The sequence below is a fragment of the Paenibacillus sp. FSL W8-0919 genome, from assembly GCF_038003785.1.
Lineage (GTDB): Bacteria > Bacillota > Bacilli > Paenibacillales > Paenibacillaceae > Paenibacillus_AQ > Paenibacillus_AQ lactis.
Genome location: NZ_JBBOPV010000001.1, coordinates 6,082,767 through 6,100,943, shown reverse-complemented (window position 1 = coordinate 6,100,943; position 18,177 = coordinate 6,082,767). Strand labels below are relative to the sequence as shown.

14 protein-coding genes are annotated in these 18,177 nt (G+C 53.3%); 10 read left to right on the top strand and 4 right to left on the bottom strand.

What is annotated here, in order from left to right:
* Window positions 1–287 precede the first annotated feature (287 nt).
* The 9 genes from NST44_RS27655 (at window position 288) to NST44_RS27615 (ending at window position 13,035) form a co-directional block, all read left to right on the top strand.
* Window positions 288–1,451, top strand: coding sequence for an iron-containing alcohol dehydrogenase (locus NST44_RS27655; RefSeq protein WP_007129276.1), 1,164 nt, complete (start codon window positions 288–290; stop codon window positions 1,449–1,451).
* Between the two features lie 234 nt (window positions 1,452–1,685).
* A complete protein-coding gene (locus tag NST44_RS27650; RefSeq protein ID WP_007129277.1) occupies window positions 1,686–2,219 on the top strand; it encodes a hypothetical protein in 534 nt (177 codons plus the stop codon).
* A gap of 4 nt (window positions 2,220–2,223) precedes the next feature.
* Window positions 2,224–3,744 carry a flotillin family protein gene (locus NST44_RS27645; RefSeq protein WP_007129278.1) on the top strand — a complete coding sequence of 507 codons (1,521 nt, stop codon included), beginning with the start codon at window positions 2,224–2,226 and terminating at the stop codon, window positions 3,742–3,744.
* Window positions 3,745–4,087: 343 nt separating this feature from the next.
* Window positions 4,088–4,939 (top strand): glucose PTS transporter transcription antiterminator GlcT, encoded by an 852-nt coding sequence (glcT, locus tag NST44_RS27640; protein WP_213614307.1) that lies wholly within the window; start codon window positions 4,088–4,090, stop codon window positions 4,937–4,939.
* A gap of 288 nt (window positions 4,940–5,227) precedes the next feature.
* Window positions 5,228–7,330 (top strand): glucose-specific PTS transporter subunit IIBC, encoded by a 2,103-nt coding sequence (ptsG, locus tag NST44_RS27635; protein ID WP_340901161.1) that lies wholly within the window; start codon window positions 5,228–5,230, stop codon window positions 7,328–7,330.
* Window positions 7,331–7,408: 78 nt separating this feature from the next.
* Complete coding sequence (locus tag NST44_RS27630) at window positions 7,409–7,684, top strand: HPr family phosphocarrier protein (RefSeq protein ID WP_007129281.1); 276 nt, start codon at window positions 7,409–7,411, stop codon at window positions 7,682–7,684.
* Complete coding sequence (gene ptsP / locus NST44_RS27625) at window positions 7,677–9,398, top strand: phosphoenolpyruvate--protein phosphotransferase (RefSeq protein WP_213614305.1); 1,722 nt, start codon at window positions 7,677–7,679, stop codon at window positions 9,396–9,398. Before NST44_RS27630 ends, ptsP begins: the two co-directional genes overlap by 8 nt.
* 445 nt (window positions 9,399–9,843) lie before the next feature.
* Entirely contained in the window at window positions 9,844–12,201 is a 2,358-nt protein-coding gene (gene pulA / locus NST44_RS27620; RefSeq protein WP_445670721.1) for a type I pullulanase, read from the top strand.
* A 204-nt stretch (window positions 12,202–12,405) separates the two neighbouring features.
* On the top strand, window positions 12,406–13,035 hold the full coding sequence (locus NST44_RS27615) for a 50S ribosomal protein L25 (protein ID WP_007129284.1): 630 nt from the start codon (window positions 12,406–12,408) through the stop codon (window positions 13,033–13,035).
* A 127-nt stretch (window positions 13,036–13,162) separates the two neighbouring features.
* On the opposite strand, the gene NST44_RS27610 is transcribed toward NST44_RS27615, so the two are convergent.
* From NST44_RS27610 to kduI, 4 genes are all read right to left on the bottom strand, one after another.
* A complete protein-coding gene (locus NST44_RS27610) occupies window positions 13,163–14,047 on the bottom strand; it encodes a transporter substrate-binding domain-containing protein (RefSeq protein ID WP_340901158.1) in 885 nt (294 codons plus the stop codon).
* A gap of 288 nt (window positions 14,048–14,335) precedes the next feature.
* Entirely contained in the window at window positions 14,336–15,088 is a 753-nt protein-coding gene (gene kduD / locus NST44_RS27605; protein ID WP_028405022.1) for a 2-dehydro-3-deoxy-D-gluconate 5-dehydrogenase KduD, read from the bottom strand.
* A 103-nt stretch (window positions 15,089–15,191) separates the two neighbouring features.
* Window positions 15,192–15,941, bottom strand: coding sequence for a DeoR/GlpR family DNA-binding transcription regulator (locus tag NST44_RS27600; RefSeq protein ID WP_340901157.1), 750 nt, complete (start codon window positions 15,939–15,941; stop codon window positions 15,192–15,194).
* 47 nt (window positions 15,942–15,988) lie between these two features.
* Entirely contained in the window at window positions 15,989–16,822 is an 834-nt protein-coding gene (kduI, locus tag NST44_RS27595; RefSeq protein WP_007129288.1) for a 5-dehydro-4-deoxy-D-glucuronate isomerase, read from the bottom strand.
* Window positions 16,823–17,253: 431 nt separating this feature from the next.
* Between kduI and NST44_RS27590 the strand changes: the two genes are divergently transcribed.
* Complete coding sequence (locus tag NST44_RS27590; RefSeq protein ID WP_340901156.1) at window positions 17,254–18,165, top strand: glycerophosphodiester phosphodiesterase; 912 nt, start codon at window positions 17,254–17,256, stop codon at window positions 18,163–18,165.
* Window positions 18,166–18,177 lie beyond the last annotated feature (12 nt).

The following is an 18,177-nucleotide window of genomic DNA, read 5'->3' as shown; positions in this document are numbered from 1 at the left end:
TCTTAAGAGAGCTTCATCTCCGTTTTGGCACCAGCCTTGAAGGATGAGCCCCTATAGCGGCCGTTCCTATGCAAATCGCAGGCAGGTTTTCGAACCTCCTTTTGCATAGGGACGGCTTTTTTCATGGCCAAACGATAGGGTACGGATGGCGCCAAACCTTGCATGCAATTGCTTCTCTTGCGCTCGGTCAGGTGTCTGTTTGTTATGTCCTACGGGAATGGGGTAAAATGATAGAGCAGCAAAGACACATTAGCACAATCCCATTACACTTATTGGAGGTACGCAACATGAGACCTTTTGTATTTCATAATCCGACCCGGCTGATATTCGGGAAAGGCAAGCTGAGCGCCCTGAAGGAGGAAGTGTCGAAATACGGCAAGAACGTACTGCTCGTATACGGCGGCGGGAGCATCAAACGAAGCGGCCTGTATGATCAGGTCCTCTCCTTGCTAAAGGAAGCGGGAGCATCCGTAACAGAGCTGGCCGGCGTTGAGCCGAATCCGCGTCTGTCCACGGTCCATAAAGGCGTTTCGCTCTGCCGTGAGCACAGCATCGATCTGATCCTGGCCGTAGGCGGGGGGAGCGTCATTGACTGCTCCAAGGCGATTGCCGTCGGAGCCAAATACGACGGGGATATGTGGGATTTCGTCGAGCGCAAGGCTGCCCCGCAAGGAGCGCTTCCGCTTGGCACCGTACTGACCATGGCCGCAACGGGCTCCGAGATGAACGGGGGCTCGGTCATCACGAACGAAGCAACGAAGGAGAAGATGGGCTGGGGAAGCCCGTGGGCGTATCCCGCGTTCTCGATTTTGGATCCCGTACATACGTTCACGCTTCCTCGCGATCAGACGGTATACGGCATCGTTGACATTATGTCGCATGTTCTCGAGCATTATTTCCATCAGGATACCAATACCCCGGTTCAGGACGGCTTCTGCGAGACGATTTTGCGCACGATGATCGATACGGCGCCGAAGCTGGTCGAAGACCTGGAAAACTACGAGCTGCGCGAGACGGTGATGTACTGCGGCACGATGGCGCTCAACGGCATGATTAACATGGGGATGGCCGGCGACTGGGCAACCCATAATATCGAGCATGCGGTATCGGCTGTGTACGACATTCCGCACGGCGGCGGCCTGGCGATTTTGTTCCCGAACTGGATGAAGTATAATCTGCCAGCACAGCCCGCACGCTTCAAGTCGCTTGCGGTCAATGTGTTCGGGGTGGATTCTGCCGGCAAGACCGACGAAGAGGCCGGACTCGAAGGCATTGAGGCGCTCCGCCGTTTCTGGAGCTCGATTGGGGCTCCTAGTACGCTGGGAGACTACAACATAGACGACTCCGAAATTGAGGCCATGGCCGACAAGGCGATGCGCTTCGGTCCTTTCGGTAACTTCCGCAAGCTGCAGCGCGAGGATGTTGTCGAAATTTATAAAATGTCGCTGTAAGTTCAGCGGATTAGGAACAATGAAGCTAGAACATTAGTATTGGGGCTGCAAGCAGCCTTCCAAGAAGCTGTCCTTTACGTGGAAATATTCTACGGCTGGGCGGCTTTTTTTCATGTATAATGGGGTGATATGAAGAGATTTCCATACGATTACGGCAAATAATTGAAACTTTAGCAAACTTTTTGCCGTATTACTTGTTATACACAGTGAGGGATTCGAGAGGGGGCAATCATCATGGAAGCGTTATATTGGGGCTGTCTGATCGGAGGCATTCTGTTCGCCGTCGTCACCGTGCTGCTCGGAGATATTCTCAGCTCGGCGCTGGACGGTCTCCTGGACTTTTTGTCGGTTGATTTTTTTAATCCGGTTGTGATTGCAGGAGGAATCACCGTCTTCGGCGGAACCGGGATCATGCTGATGAAATATACGGACTTGGCGGCAGGAGCCCATATTACGCTGTCCATATTAGCGGCAATCGGGATCTCGATTATGGTCTACTTCGGCTATGTCAAGCCGATGGAGAACAGCGAGAATTCCACGGGCTTCTCCATAAAGGAGCTGGCAGGGCGAATTGGTGTCGTTACGGTACCGCTGCCGGCCGAAGGCTTTGGTGAAGTCATGATCAAGGTAGGCGCAGGCAATACGACGCATATCGCTTCAAGCTTTGACCGCAGCGTCCTGCCCGCCGGGATCCGGGTCGTGGTCATCGACGTCGTTGATGGTGTCCTCCGTGTGTCCGAACTGGAAGAACGAAAAGGAGATGAATGAGAACATGCCAGAGTATTTGGTTATTCCGTCGATTGTTGTAGGTGTCCTGATCGTGCTGGGCCTTGCATTCTGGGCTCGCTACAAGACGGTCAGCCCGGATGAGGCGATGATCGTGACAGGATCTTTCCTCGGCAGCAAAAATATTTCGGAGGACGAATCCGGCCGCAAGATCAAAATCGTTCGAGGCGGCGGAGCGTTTATTCTGCCGGTATTTCAGCGGTCCGAGTTCGTTTCGCTGTTATCCCATAAGCTTGACGTGATGACGCCGGAAGTGTACACAGAGCAGGGCGTTCCTGTCATGGCTGACGGGGTTGCGATCATCAAGGTCGGCAGCTCCATTGAGGACGTGGCTACAGCTGCCGAGCAATTCATGGGCAAGCCGATTGAGGCGCTGAAGGGCGAAGCGCAAGAGGTGCTGGAAGGTCATCTGCGCGCGATCCTCGGTTCAATGACGGTTGAGGAAGTATACCGGAATCGTGACAAGTTCGCCCAGGAGGTTCAAGGGGTCGCTGCGAGAGACTTGAAGAAGATGGGGCTGCAGATCGTTTCGTTCACGATCAAGGATGTGCGGGATAAGCACGGCTATCTGGAAGCGCTGGGTAAACCGCGGATCGCAACCGTAAAGCGGGATGCGGAGATCGCCGAAGCGGAAGCCGTTCGGGATGCCCGGATTCAGAAGGCCCGCGCCGAAGAAGAAGGACAGAAGGCCGAGCTTCTGCGCGACACCAATATCGCCGAAGCCGAGAAGGAGAAGGAACTGAAGGTCGCCTCCTTTAAGAAGGAGCAGGATACGGCCAAGGCGGAAGCCGACCAGGCCTACCATATCCAGGAAGCTCGGGCGAAGCAGACGATGGTTGAGGAGCAGATGAAGGTTGAGCTCGTCCGCAAAGAGCGGGAAATCGATCTGCAGGAAAAAGAAATCATGGTTCGTCAGAAGCAGTACGATGCCGAAGTGAAGAAGAAGGCGGACGCGGACCGCTATGCGGTAGAGCAGGCTGCGGAAGCGGAGAAGGCGCGCAAAATGCGGGAAGCGGATGCAATCCAATACTCGATCGAAACACAGGCAAAGGCTTCGGCCGAGCAAAAGCGTCTGGACGGTCTTGCCGTCGCCGATGCCGAGCGCGCGAAAGGTACTGCCGAAGCGGAGGTTATCCGGCTGCGCGGTATTGCCGAGGCGGATGCGAAGGAAAAGCTGGCCGAGGCGTTCCAGAAGTTCGGCGAGGCTGCGGTGCTCGATATTATCGTGAAGATGCTGCCTGAGCTTGCAGGTAAAATTGCCCAGCCGATCTCTTCGATCGATAAGCTGACGGTTGTCGACACAGGGAAAGGCGAAGGCGCCGCTCGGGTGAGCAATTATGTAACGGAGCTGATGTCAACCGCGCCTGAAATGCTCAAGAGCGTATCGGGAATCGATGTGGAGGCGTTGATCCAAGGGCTGACGAAGAAGCCGGCCGAGGTCCAGAAGCCGGCTGCCATTGAACCAGAGCTTGTACCGGTTGAAGCGAGTGCAGCGAAGGAAGAGTAGTGCCGGACGGCTTGCCATTTGAAACGAATGCAGCATAGACCGTAGAGCTGTCAGCTGTCGGTTGAAGCGAATGCAGCATAGACAGTCAGCTTGCCGGTTAGAGCGTATGAACATAGACCGTAGAGCCGGCAGCCTGCCGCTGGAATCGTTCGAGATATGAAGGATGATGGGTTCATCCAGCGGCAGCCTGCTGGCAAGCCAGTTCTCTTTTCCCTGAATTGAATGCCGCTTGAGCAGGACCGGAGAGCCGTGATTATGGAGGACATCGTATTCTTTTTTGCCGCAACCTCATATTTCTGTTAAGATATCCGAGTATACGCGTTTGATCAAAAGAGGTGCGAATGTGAGCAGCTTACAAGTGGCTAAAGTTTTAAATAATAACGTAATCATAGCGATACATCCCCAGCATGGAGAGGTTGTCGTCATCGGCAAGGGAATCGGCTTCGGTCAGAAGAACATGGACCGGATTCCGGTATCGGCCGTGGAGAAAATGTTCATTCTGACCAAGCCGGAGGAACAGGAGCAGTATAAGCAGCTGGTCCCGCATATCGATGAGAAGCTGATCGAGGCGATGAATGAGATTGTCACGCACGCCGAGAAAACGAGCGGTTCTTCCCTGAACGAGCATATTCACATTGCATTGACCGACCATATTGCTTTTGCAATCAAACGCCATGCCCAAGGACTGTATATTCATAATCCCTTTTTATATGAAACCCGTGAAATGTATCCGGAAGAATACAAAATGGCGGCGTATGCGGTTCGGACGATCCATGAGAAGCTTGGGGTCGATTTAGGGGAGGAAGAGATCGGATTCATTGCGCTGCATATTCACGGGGCGCTTACCAATCAGCATATATCGGAGGTTCGCAAGCATTCGGAGCTGATCGCCGATCTGGTACATACCGTGGAGCAGCAGCTCGATTATGTCATTCCGAAGGATTCGCTTGATTATTCCCGGCTGTTAACGCATCTTCGGTTCGCTTTGGAACGGGTCCGCAGAGGGGAAGCGGTTCAGGAGGCGAGTGCGCTTGACGGTCTGCTCAAACGGGAGTACCCTGAGATTTATTCCTTGGCCTGGAAGCTGACAAAGATCATGGAGCGGCGTCTGAAGAAGCCGGTTTACCCGGCCGAGGCCGGATATTTGACGATTCACCTTCAACGTCTGGTACAGCGAAAGCAGCAGGATGAGTAAAAGTGAAGATTTTATGAAGCCTTGGCAGTTGGTAGTTGCAACCGTGTACGAACGGTGATACAATACGAACAGTTCATAAGTAAAACAGCAAAATCGACGTGTAACTGATTCGATCAGGCATGAGGATTGCAGGAATTTGGTTGTTATTACCCATTTTCGGGTAATCTAATCCATAGGATTAGAGACCAACCGGTTCCCGTAATTGCTCATGCCTTTTTTTGTTGTTTTATGCTTGCAACACCATTTCACACATTTGTGACAACAACTAGATAGAGGGTGAGAATCGTCATGTTTAAACGGCTTTTCGGCGTTTTGCAAAGAGTCGGTAAAGCGCTGATGCTGCCCGTAGCCATCCTTCCGGCTGCCGGTCTGCTGCTCGGACTGGGCAATATGCTCGTCAATGAGGATTTCCTCAAGTATGCGCCTTGGCTTGATGCCGCCTGGGTACAAGCAGCTGCGACCATCATGATGAACGCAGGACAGATCGTGTTTACGAATCTGCCGCTGCTGTTCGCGGTAGGCGTAGCCGTCGGCTTGGCCGGAGGCGAAGGTGTAGCGGGTCTTGCTGCGATTATCGGGTATCTGGTCATGAACGTAACGATGGGAAGCGTCATTGGCGTAACCCCTTCCATGATCGGCACCAATTACGAGTATGCCAGTGTGTTAGGCATCCCGACATTAGCCACCGGGGTGTTCGGCGGAATTATCGTCGGCATACTTGCTGCCAGCATGTACCGAAGATTTTTCAATATGGAGCTTCCGTCCTATCTGGGCTTCTTCGCCGGGAAACGGTTTGTTCCGATTATGACGGCTGCGACTTCGCTATTGCTTGGTTTATTGATGGTCGTGATCTGGCCGCCGATCCAGTCTGCGCTTAACACCGCATCCCATTTCATGCTGGAACAAAATTTGACGCTGTCCGCATTCGTATTCGGCGTCGTGGAACGCGGATTGATTCCGTTCGGTCTGCACCACATCTTCTACTCCCCATTCTGGTTTGAATTCGGGGAATACTTTAATCAGGCAGGTCAAATGGTACGCGGTGATCAAAATATATTCATGGCCCAGCTGCGGGACGGCGTGGAATTTACGGCCGGTACGTTCATGACCGGTAAGTTCCCGTTCATGATGTTCGGTTTGCCCGCTGCCGCGCTGGCCATCTATCACGAGGCAAGACCGGAGCACAAGAAATATGTCGCCGGCATTATGGGCTCGGCTGCCCTGACCTCGTTCCTGACAGGAATCACGGAGCCGCTTGAGTTCTCCTTCCTGTTCGTGGCGCCGCTGCTGTTCGCAGTCCATGCGCTGTTCGCCGGACTGTCCTTCATGACGATGCATATTCTGGGCACGAAGATCGGCATGACCTTCTCCGGGGGGCTTATCGATTACATGATCTTCGGCGTCATCCCGAACCGGACACCGTGGTGGAATGTGCTGATCGTCGGCGCGATCCTGGCGGTCATCTACTATTTCGGCTTCCGGTTCGTGATCCGGAAATTTAATCTGAAGACGCCTGGCCGCGAAGATGCCGCGGCTGCGACAGACTCGGGCTCGAAAGCTTCGGGAAGCAGCAAGGACGAGCTGCCGTCCAATATTCTGACCGCACTCGGCGGACAGACGAATATCGCTCATCTGGATGCTTGCATTACCCGGCTTCGGGTGGAAGTCAAAGACAAGGGCAATGTCGATAAAGCCAGATTGAAGCAGCTCGGAGCATCCGGAGTGCTTGAGGTCGGCAACAATATCCAGGCGATCTTCGGAACCCGTTCCGATACGATAAAATCGCAGATCCAGGATATTATTTCCGGGAAAGCAGCTCCAACTGAAACAACCTCTGCCACGGCGGGTTCGCCTGGGGAGGACGCACCGGTTCAACCAGTCGTCTCGAATGAGCAGGCCGGTGATACGGATGCAGCGGAAGGGACGCTTGTCTCGGAGCAGATCGTGTCTCCGGTAGACGGCGAGCTGATGGATATATCCCATGTGCCGGATCCGGTCTTTTCGGAGCGCATGACAGGCGATGGATTCGCCGTTGTGCCACATAACGGAACCATCGCTTCGCCGGTCAACGGCAAAGTGTTTAACGTATTCCCGAGCAAGCATGCGGTCGGCGTCATGTCGGACGGCGGCAAGGAAGTTCTCGTCCATATCGGCGTAAATACGGTGAAGCTGAAGGGACAAGGATTTACCGTGCTTGTCGAGGAAGGCGATGCTGTAACCGCAGGACAGCCGATCATGCAGGTCGATCTGGAGTATGTGAAGGAGAATGCGAAATCCATCATTTCTCCGATCATCTTCTCGAATCTGCCGGAAGGCGCAGCGGTTAAGCTGAACAAAACCGGTGATGTAAAGAGCGGCGAAGAGGCCATCATCACGATCACCAAGGGGTAAACTTCTTTGAATGAGCAGGCTTATGCTATGCTAGAAATAACCTAAATTATAAAAACCGAAGAAAGTAGGATGATGAACATGCAACAAACTTTCAGAATTATCGACGAAGACGGAATCCATGCACGCCCTGCAACAGCGCTGGTTAACACAGCCAACAAATTCCAGGACACGAATTCTTTCGCGGAATCCAACGGCAAGAAAGTGACGTTGAAATCCATTCTTGGCGTGCTGTCCCTCGGTCTTGAGCAAGGTGATACGCTGACGCTGATTACTGAAGGCGGCAACGAGAGCGAAGCGCTTCAAGCGCTCCAGGAAGTCATGATCAACGAAGGGCTAGGGGAACTTCATGAATAATCTGAAAGGAATCGCGGCATCGGCTGGTATTGCGATTGCCCGGGCTTTCATCCTCGAGCATCCTGATTATTCGATCAGCCAAAAGCAGGTGACGGACGTAGATGCCGAGCTTGCGAAGCTCGATGCCGCTTTGGCTCAGTCCCAGACTGAGCTGGAAGCGATCAAGGCCCGGACGCTTCAGGAGCTTGGTGAGAAGAAGGCTGAGATTTTCGAATCTCACCTTCTCATTCTGAACGACCCGGAGCTGATCGATCCGGTTAAGGAGAAAATCAAGTCCGAATCGGTTAGTGCAGAATTTGCCTTAAACGAAACGGCAACTCAGTTCATCCAAATGTTCGAGAACATGAAGAGCGCTTATTTGCAGGAGCGGGCTGCCGACATGCGTGATGTTACGAAACGCATCCTGAAGCATTTGCTCGGGCTGAATTATGTCAGCCCTTCGGAAATCAGCGAGGAAGTGATTGTCGTTGCCGAGGATTTGACGCCTTCGGATACGGCGCAGCTGAACCGCAAGTACGTGAAGGGCTTTACGACGAACATCGGCGGCCGGACCTCGCATTCGGCCATCATGGCCCGGTCGCTTGAAATCCCGGCCGTTGTCGGAACGAAGAATGTGCTGTCCTCGGTTCAGAGCGGCGACCTCATGATCGTTGACGGCCTGGAAGGCGATGTCATCATCAATCCAACCGAAGCGATCGTTGCCCAATATCGCGCCAAGCAAGAGGCTTATGCGAAGCAGGTAGAGGAGTGGAAGAAGCTTCGCACCGAGCCGACCGTATCGAAGGACGGCGTGCATGTTGAGCTGGCAGCCAACATCGGTACGCCTAACGACGTGGCCGGCGTATTGGATAACGGTGGCGAAGCGGTCGGCCTGTACCGTACAGAGTTTCTGTATATGGGCAGAGACAAGCTGCCTTCCGAAGAAATTCAATATGTCGCGTACAAGTCGGTCCTGGAGAAAATGGAAGGCAAGCCGGTTGTCGTCCGTACGCTGGATATCGGCGGCGACAAGGAGCTCCCTTACCTTGATTTGCCGAAGGAAATGAATCCGTTCCTCGGTTTCCGTGCGGTTCGCCTGTGCCTTGACCGCCAGGATATATTCAGAACGCAGCTGCGGGCGCTGCTTCGCGCCAGCGTTCACGGCAACCTGCGCATCATGTTCCCGATGATTGCTACGCTCGGCGAATTCCGGGAAGCCAAAGCCGTTCTTGAAGAAGAGAAGGCGAAGCTGGAGGCGGAAGGAATCCAGGTTGCGAGCAATATCCAGCTGGGGATTATGGTCGAAATTCCGTCAACGGCGGTTCTGGCTGACCAATTTGCCAAGGAAGTGGATTTCTTCAGCATCGGCACCAATGATCTGATTCAATATACGATGGCGGCGGATCGTATGAACGAACGCGTATCCTATCTGTATCAGCCGTACAATCCGGCGATTCTTCGCCTGATTAAAATGGTCATTGACGCTGCCCACCGCGAAGGCCGCTGGGTCGGTATGTGCGGCGAAATGGCCGGCGATTCAACGGCGATTCCGATTTTGCTCGGACTGGGGCTGGATGAGTTCAGCATGAGCGCAACCTCGATCCTTCCGGCACGCAGCCAGATCAGCAAGCTGTCCCGCGCCGAGATGCAGACGCTTGCAGCGAAAGCGCTGGAGATGGGAACCGCGGAGGAAGTGGTCGAGCTGGTTCGTGCGATCGACGCTGCGAACGCGTAATTCATCAAAGCTATTCGTTTTGCGCCATTAACTGGGTCATAACTTGATATTCCCAAGGGAATCTTGAACATCTTTTTCCAAGTAAATGATGAATTGACGGCATCTGTCCACCCGGACAGATGCTATTTTTTATCTTGTGGCAGAATTAAAAGATGCTATTGCTGATCTCTCCGAATAAGTTTAACAGCTTCGATTGATGACCGAAATTTTCATTTTCATTTGGTTCCGGCTGCATTCTCGCAGAAAAAAGAAAGACACCAGGCAAATTTGCTTGTATAATAGCCTAAAAAATATGGGGATTTGGCATGAACCCAAACCAAATGAAGGCTTTTGACATATATTGATATATGAAAGCGTTTTACATTCAAATGCTGGAGGTCTGTCTCATGATTCAGGTGCCCATACTGGATGCGAATCTACTTTTAAAGCGACGGTGAGGATGAATATGGACATGATCAAGAGCTGCACGAGCGATCGACTGGGAGCGTTCTACAGCAAACAGGGAACTGCCTTTCAGGTTTGGGCCCCTGCTGCGAAGAGCGTTCGGCTGGCGCTGTATGAAAGTGCCGGCGATTACAATGATAATGGTCTTGTGACAAACCATGAGGGCGGAGAACGATATGTTATGGAACGCAGCCCGGATGGAACATGGAGTGTACATGTCCATGGGGATTTGCACGGGAAATTTTATATGTATGAGATCCGATCCGAAGACAGTAAGTTATGCTACGGGGTGGATCCATATGCAAGAGCTGTCTCGGCCAACGGCTGCCGCGGAGCGATCATCGATCCGGCCGTTACGAATCCGGAGGGCTGGGCGAATGATGTACGGCCGCCGCTGATTCAGCCGACCGATGCCGTGGTGTACGAGCTCCATGTACGCGATTTCTCGATTCATACCGATTCGGGGATGAAATATAGAGGGAAATTCAAGGCTTTCACCGAGCGGGGACTCAGGGACGAGGACGGCAATACGCTCGGGTTGGACCATCTGATTGAGCTTGGCGTCACGCATGTGCATCTGCTGCCGATCTTCGATTTTGCCACGGTCAATGAGCTTGACGGGTACGGCTCCGACTCGATCAGCAGCCAGTACAACTGGGGCTATGATCCGCTGCACTACAATGTCCCCGAAGGATCGTACGCAACCGACCCGGCGGACCCTGCCGTCCGGATCCGGGAGCTGAAGGAAATGATTCAGGCGCTGCATGCCTGCGGAATCCGTGTCGTCATGGACGTCGTATACAACCATACGTTTACGGTGGATGACGGGCCATTCGAGCGGTTTGCTCCGGGATATTTTTACCGCAGGGACTGCGGCGGAGCTTTATCCAACGGCTCCGGGGTCGGGAACGAGCTGGCAACGGAGAAGCCGATGGTGCGCAAATTCATCAAGGATTCGCTCAGGTATTGGGCAGAGGAATATCATATCGACGGATTTCGGTTCGATCTGATGGGGCTCATCGATACAACCACCATGAAGGAAGTGGTTCAGGAGCTTCGGGAGGAGGTTGATTCGTCGCTGCTGTTTTACGGCGAGCCGTGGACCGGAGAGCTTAGCCCGCTGGCGGAGCAGACCGTAAAGGGCACCCAAAGGGGCCAAGGCTTTGCGGTATTCAATGATCATTTCCGTTATGCCATCAAGGGCGATAATGACGGGCAAGGACGAGGTTTTGCTACCGGCGAGCCGTGGACGGAAGGGGCCATAGCGGAAGGAATGATGGGGTCCATCCACGATTTCGCACAGGACGCTAGCGAAACGATAAATTATGTCACGGTTCATGACAACTTGAATCTGTGGGATAAAATCCTGATAACATTGGGAATGGACCAGGAGGCGGGTCTGCTTCGGCTGCATGACGGCAAGCTACAGAACGGGGGCAGCCTCTGGGAGGCAACGGCAGCTTCCCGGCCTTACGCCGGCGTCCAAGCGGATCAGGTCATGTCATCGGATCCCGTCCGCCGCAGCCTGCTTGCCAACGGGATCGTGCTGCTCTCCCAAGGGATTCCGCTGCTCCACGCTGGTGATGAGCTGCTCCGGACGAAATTTGGCGACCACAACAGCTACCGGAGCGGTGATGCCATAAACGCCATCCGCTGGTCCAACAAGAAGCTGTTCAAACCGGTGTTCGACTATTATAAAGGCCTGATCCATCTTCGCCGTTCGCAGCCGGCCTTTCGGTTGTCGAAGCGCGAGGAGATTGAGCGTCGAATGCAGGTGCTGCACGCCAGCGACCGATTGGTTGCCTGTCGTATACAAGGCGGCTCCGGCAGCGGGGAATGGAGGCAAATCGTCGTCATTGCCAATGCAAATGAGCAGGATTTGAAGGTCGAACTGCCGCCTACCCCATACCGCTGGAACATCGTGGTCAACGAAGAACGAGCTGGCACCGAGCCGATCAAAACGACGGACCGGGCGTCCATCCGGGTACCAGGAGTATCCCTGATGGTGCTGTATGAAGACCGCAATGCGCTTAAGGACGGATTAGTAAAGATTGAGCTGGAATACGAACGCAAGGACGGCAAGTACGAGGGCTGGAACGCCTGGGTGTGGGGAACCGGCGTGCAGGACGGCAGCGTTCCGTTATCGCAAGGGGTGGACACCAAGGCCAGGGCGGTAATCTATGCGGCTGCGGGCGTTCGGCGAATCGGTTGCATCCTTCGGCTGCGCGAGTGGGAGAACCGGGAAGGCGATCAGGATTATTATATCGACATTCCGCCCGAACAGAAGACGGTCCGTTTCTCGATGCAAAGCGGCAGCGAGGGATGGTCCGTGACCCGGCGCAGCGGTGTTGCCAGTTAGGGAAGCTGCGAGTTATATGTGGCATCAAAGAAGGAGCCATCCTTATCAACGAAAGGATGGCTCCTATTTTATATTTCAAAAGGGGTAATGCTTATTACCCTGAGCGATTCGAAGTGAAACATTCTACGAAAAAATGATTAGCTAGCACAAAAAAAGGGTAATAATGAGATAGACTTTGTTTTCGATAAAGGAGGATTTTCACTCATGGCAAAAGGAAACAACGTTCAACTCACCGCACAAGTACGAAATGAATTTACAAGGGGTTCACGTCGAGCGCTTCGAGAGAGAGGCGGCGTTCCGGGTGTTGTATACGGCGGGGGCGACGAAAGCATTCCCGTAGCCGTTGATTTGAAGGAAACGGCCAAGCTGTTTCATACCGGACGCTCGGAAGTGTTCCATCTGGACATTCCAGGCTCTGGCCAGATTCCCGTATTGATTAAAGATATACAGAAGAGACGCGGAAACGTCGCTCATATTGATTTTCTTCGCATATCGATGAATAAGCCTGTACGTGTCAGCATTCCGGTCGAATACCATGGAACCGCACCCGGCACCAAAACGGGCGGCATCCTGCAAACGCAGGTAACAGAGCTTGAAGTCGAGGGACTGCCGGGCGAGCTGCCGTCAACGCTTGAAGCAGATGTATCCTCGCTCGAAATCGGCGATAAGCTCACCGTTGCCGACATTCAAGTGCCTAAGGGCATTACCCTGCATGCCTCGGACGAGGAAGTGCTTGCCACGGTTATCGTACCACGGGCCGTCGAGGCAGCCGAGACGGAGGAGCCTGCAGAGGCAGACGAAGCTGCGGCCGAAGAGAAGACAGAGGAATCCTAACGAGCGGATTATATAAAGGCGCCTGCATGAACTGGTATCAGCTCATGCAGGCGCCTCTTATTTTAGGCTTGCCGGCCATGGAAAGGGGCTGCAGGGGCGTGACCGGGAAGCTCATCCCCGGGCACGGTTACGGCTTGTCCTTGAGGTCATGAATGCCTTTGTAGCTTTGCGGGGTATCCCCAAAGTATTTGTTCCAGATCGTTAAGTAGGTTCCATCCTGCTGCATGGTAGCCAGTGCATTGTTAACCGCAGCGAGCAGATCGGGGTTCCCTTTCACGAATGCGGCGGATACTTCGAATACCTCCCTGGATGAAGCGGCCGCTTGCACCGGCAGGTCCGGGAGCTGCTGCTTTAGATTGGTGACGGACAGCTGATCGGTGATCACCGCATCGATGCTTCCCTTGACCAGCATGTCAGCGGCTTCCCGGATATACTTGGCAGGCACGATCTTCGCTCCGTGCTTCTGGGCAATGCCTTGATAGGCTCCCGTCGGGTTCAGGCCGACCCGTTTGCCCTTCATATCTGAAAAAGACCGAATCCCCTCTTCACCCGTGCGGACCAGTAACACAGGTACGGTTGACAGATAGGCGATGGAGAAATCGTACAATTCCCGCCGGTCGGGCCGGTCTTCGATTTGATTAAATACGGCATCGTATTTACCTTCGGTTAATCCGGGGAGAAGACGATCCCAGGACTCTTCAGTAAATTCAGCCCGGAGATCCATATGGCGTGCGACCTCTTCGGCAATCTCCACATCAAACCCCGTAAGTCTTCCGCCGGTACCGTGATAGCTGAATGGAGGATAGTCCCGCTCGGTTCCGATCCGCAAAGTGCCGCGTTCGACGGCATTGCCAAGCAGGTTTCCTGTGTTGACCCGGTACGGATTGACTCCCATATTCGGCGTCGGCACCCGGTCCTGGCTGTCGAATGTACAACCGGGAAGCAGCAACGTGCTTGCAAGGGAGAGCAGCAAGAGCAGGCTGACAGATCGTTTCGCACGTGTTCCGCGCATGATTGATATCATCCTTTCTATGTTCAAGGCCCTATGACGGCCAAACCGTAACGTTATCTTTTCCCAAAGGTTGACGGGGCTATTCGCGCTTTTTGATATAATGGGAGTTTAGAAGCCGCTGAAACGGGATCGTTGAAGCGGAAAGGATAAAGAGGATAGGTTAAAAAGGCAAAGCGTTCGATGAGTTCCCTTGCTTACGAAGGAATCCGAAATAATAAAAAGCCTTCAGGCTCACCGCGCTTTGCGGATCTGCCTGAAGGCTTCAAAGTCCATTTGCCTTAACGGTCATTAACGGGCCATCCAGCCGCCGTCAACGCACAGAATATGACCGTTCATATAATCGGAAGCGGACGAGGCCAGGAATACGGCAGGACCACCGATATCTTCCGGCTTGCCCCAGCGTCCTGCCGGAATCCGTTCCGTAATGGATGCCCGGCGCTCCTTGTCTTGGCGAATCGCTTCGGTGTTATCGGTTTCGATATAACCCGGCGCGATGCCGTTTACCTGAATGCCGCTGGCTGCCCACTCATTCGCCAAGGCTTTGGTCAAGCCGGCAACGCCATGCTTGCTGGCCGTATATCCCGGCACATTAATCCCGCCTTGATAGGACAGCATGGAGCAGATATTGATCATTTTGCCGCTTCCGCGCTCAATCATATGCCTTCCCGCAAGCTGGGACAGCATAAAGACGGTGTTCAAATTCAGATCAATCACGTCAAGCCAGTCCTGCACCGGATGATCTTTGGCTGGGGTGCGCCGGATGATGCCGGCGTTGTTAACGAGGATGTCAACGCGTCCATTCAGCTCCAGCGCCTGATTGAACGTATCCTCCAGTTTGCTGTGATCGCTTAAGTCAACCCGAATTTCCGAGGCCTTCCTGCCGAAGGACTTTACGGCTTCAATCGTTTCCGCGCTTGTATTCATGGATACCGCAACGATATCGGCTCCCGCTTCAGCGAGAGCGATGGCGATTCCCTGACCCAAGCCGCGCGCCGATCCGGTGACCAGCGCGGTTTTGCCTGTTAAATCAAACCTGTTCATGTGCAGTTGAATCCCCTTTCCCGGTCTAATATTCTCCACTCTAGCCCTCACAGCTTGGCATCTGCCAAGAAAGCGAATGCGAAGCGATGCTATGCGATGTGTGCTATTCCAATTTAATGCCTGCGGCGATGTAGCGGCTGTACGTTTCTTCCGGCAAGCCTTGATCAGTAATGATCCCGGAAAGCTCATGCAGCGTGGAAAATGTTCTGAGCGCCGTTTGGCCGAATTTGTGATGGTCAACAACCGCGTATACCTCGAGCGAGGTGTCGATCAGAGCCCGTTTGAAGGCGATCAGATCGCCGGTATAAATCGATAACCCGTGATCGATATGGACACCGGTCGCAGAGATGAACGCCTTCTGTATGTTCAGCTGCTTCACATACGCTACGCCTTCGGGGCCGGCAAGCATGTTGCGCACGCGATACCCGCCCGGTACGACGAGACGAACGCTGCTCTTTGAAGCCAGCTCGCTGATAATATAGACATCATTGGTAATGACCGTCAGGTCCTTATCGCCCAGCTTGCGGGCGATTTCCAGTGTCGTGCTGCCTCCATCGAGTGCGATGATGTCGCCAGCCTGGATATGAGCCAGAGCCTTGTCCGCAATCTCGGATTTCTCATCGGCATGCTTGGCAAGGGGCTCCCTCGACGGCAAAATGCCGAATTGATCGCTCTGTGCCAGCACGGCTCCACCGTGCACGCGCACGATCAGACCCTGCTCCTCCAGCCTGGTCAGATCCTCGCGGATCGTTTTTCCGCTGACCTCAAGCTGGCGGCTCAAATCGGCCACGGTAACTTCCTTGTAGGTCAGAAGGTATTCCATGATTTTTTCATATCGCCGCAGCGGGTTCATAAAGCCTCAACTCTTCCGTCATAAAAATGGATATAAATATATCCTCTCTATTTTAAATCCTTCATGGACACAGGGTCCATATCATCGTATCTCTTATTGTCTCCCGCCATTCCCCAAATAAAGGTATAGTTGCTTGTGCCGACACCGCTGTGAATCGACCAGCTTGGCGAGATTACCGCTTGCTCGTTGCGCATGACGATATGTCTTGTTTCGGAAGGCTCACCCATGAGATGAATGACGACCGCATCCTCCGGCAAATCGAAATACAAGTAAGCCTCCATGCGGCGCGGATGCGTATGGGCAGGCATCGTGTTCCACATATTGCCTTCCTTCAGCAAAGTCATGCCCATGACGAGCTGGGCGCTTTGAATGCCTTTCTGATGAATAAAACGGTAGATGACGCGGTCGTTGGAATTTTTAATATCGCCAAGCGCGCTGGAATCGGCTTCCTCAAGCGTCGCTTTGGCAGTAGGGAATGTCTGGTGAGCCGGAGCCGAATTCAAGTAGAACTTAGCAGGGTTCCCCGGATCGGCGCTGGTAAAAATGACCTCCTCGGCCCCCATGCCGACATACAGGCATTCCTTGTTATTCAAGGAATACTCGGTCCCGTCAACGGCAACGCTTCCGGCTCCTCCGATATTGATAATGCCGAGCTCGCGGCGCTCGAGGAAGAAGGAGACGCCCAGCTCCTTCATGTCTGTATCAAGCTTTACCGGCTTGTGAACCGGGGCGGCGCCGCCGATAATCAAGCGATCCTCATGCGTAAGAACAAGCTCCAATTCATCCGGCTTGAATAATACCGGAATGTGAAACTCCTTCCGCAGCCGTTCGGTATCGAACTGTTTTACTTCATTCGGATGTGAGGCATATCGTCTTTCCATTACTTCATCTCTCCTCGTGATCATAGTTTTTTTAAAAAAAGCATGACGTTCATATATGTTCAACTTACTCCATTTACGTTCATTTTACAAGACATAAAATAGAAAATGCACATGATCTGCGATTCAGCTAGCGGAAAAGCGGCTTGCGAAAATACGACAGGGAAGAGGAGAAGAAGTCTATTTGGAAAATAACCGTGTCGGTCCGATTGAAACGTGAAACGGCAGGGAACTACTAATATCGAGGATATTGCAAGCATCCAAAGAGCAACTCTCAATCCGCAAATTCAAAGAGCCAAAAGGTTTAGTTCGTCCTAGCACCCGGAAGCGCGGGAATGGAATGTGCAAAATCCTGATTATCAGGAAGACATTCTTAATTAAACATATGAGTACAAGGCCTTCGGACCGATCGGGGCAGAGGTGATTCAATCGATATGAAAAAGAGCATGGTAATTCTGGCCGTTATGCAGACGGTTATGCTGACCGTTAGCAGCTTGCGTCCGGCTGCGGCATCGCTGCAGGAGCCGCCGCCAACTCTGGCATCGGCGGATGTTCGGAGCGAATGGAGAGAAGAGCGAAGCGGTGACTGGGTCAACATTGCGCATCGTGGGGCTTCGGGATATGCTCCGGAGAACACGATGGCATCCTTTCAGAAGGCATTCGATATGGGGGCGGATATGCTGGAGCTGGACGTGCAGCTTAGTCGGGACGGACATGTAGTCGTCATCCATGACAGCAACGTGGAGCGGACCAGCAACAGCCAAGGCGAAGTGGGAGCATTAACCCTGCAGGAGCTGAAGTCGCTGGATGTCGGAGCCTGGTATCATTCGGATTTTTCGGGAGAGACGATTCCGACGCTGGAGGAAGTCATGGAGCGTTTCGGCGGGGAAATCGGATTGTTGATCGAGCTCAAGCTTCCTTCCCGGTATCCAGGAATTGAAGAGAAGGTTGCCGGTGTGTTGAAACGGAAGGCACCGGCAGGAAACCGTGTGCGGGATGCCTCGCGGATGATTATGGTCCAATCGGCAGACACGGATTCCCTCCGCCGCTTTCACGAGCTGATGCCGGATATACCGCTTGGCATCGTCGCCACGAGTTCGAAGGAGTTGTCGAAGGAGCGGCTGCAGGAATTCAGCAGCTATGCCGACTACATTAATGTTTCTGTAAAGCTTGTGTCCGGGTCATTAATTAGGAAAATTCATGAAGCCGGAATGAAGACCTTCGTCTGGACGATTCGGGATGTGCTGCAAATCCCCTTCCTGATGGAGAGCGGGGTGGATGGGATTATAACGGATTACCCGGATAGGGTGCCGGTATCCTATCTGAATCATCGGGCAAGAAGCTAAGGTTTATACTTC

Excerpts from the sequence above, each read along its gene's own strand:
- NST44_RS27615 (WP_007129284.1), top strand. The coding sequence starts at position 12,406 with ATGGCAAAAGGAAACAACGTTCAACTCACCGCACAAGTACGAAATGAA.
- NST44_RS27590 (WP_340901156.1), top strand. The coding sequence starts at position 17,254 with ATGAAAAAGAGCATGGTAATTCTGGCCGTTATGCAGACGGTTATGCTG.
- NST44_RS27650 (WP_007129277.1), top strand. The coding sequence starts at position 1,686 with ATGGAAGCGTTATATTGGGGCTGTCTGATCGGAGGCATTCTGTTCGCC.
- kduI (WP_007129288.1), bottom strand. The coding sequence starts at position 16,822 with ATGGAAAGACGATATGCCTCACATCCGAATGAAGTAAAACAGTTCGAT.
- kduD (WP_028405022.1), bottom strand. The coding sequence starts at position 15,088 with ATGAACAGGTTTGATTTAACAGGCAAAACCGCGCTGGTCACCGGATCG.
- ptsP (WP_213614305.1), top strand. The coding sequence starts at position 7,677 with ATGAATAATCTGAAAGGAATCGCGGCATCGGCTGGTATTGCGATTGCC.
- ptsG (WP_340901161.1), top strand. The coding sequence starts at position 5,228 with ATGTTTAAACGGCTTTTCGGCGTTTTGCAAAGAGTCGGTAAAGCGCTG.
- NST44_RS27655 (WP_007129276.1), top strand. The coding sequence starts at position 288 with ATGAGACCTTTTGTATTTCATAATCCGACCCGGCTGATATTCGGGAAA.
- pulA (WP_445670721.1), top strand. The coding sequence starts at position 9,844 with ATGGACATGATCAAGAGCTGCACGAGCGATCGACTGGGAGCGTTCTAC.
- NST44_RS27610 (WP_340901158.1), bottom strand. The coding sequence starts at position 14,047 with ATGCGCGGAACACGTGCGAAACGATCTGTCAGCCTGCTCTTGCTGCTC.
- NST44_RS27645 (WP_007129278.1), top strand. The coding sequence starts at position 2,224 with ATGCCAGAGTATTTGGTTATTCCGTCGATTGTTGTAGGTGTCCTGATC.
- NST44_RS27630 (WP_007129281.1), top strand. The coding sequence starts at position 7,409 with ATGCAACAAACTTTCAGAATTATCGACGAAGACGGAATCCATGCACGC.
- NST44_RS27600 (WP_340901157.1), bottom strand. The coding sequence starts at position 15,941 with ATGAACCCGCTGCGGCGATATGAAAAAATCATGGAATACCTTCTGACC.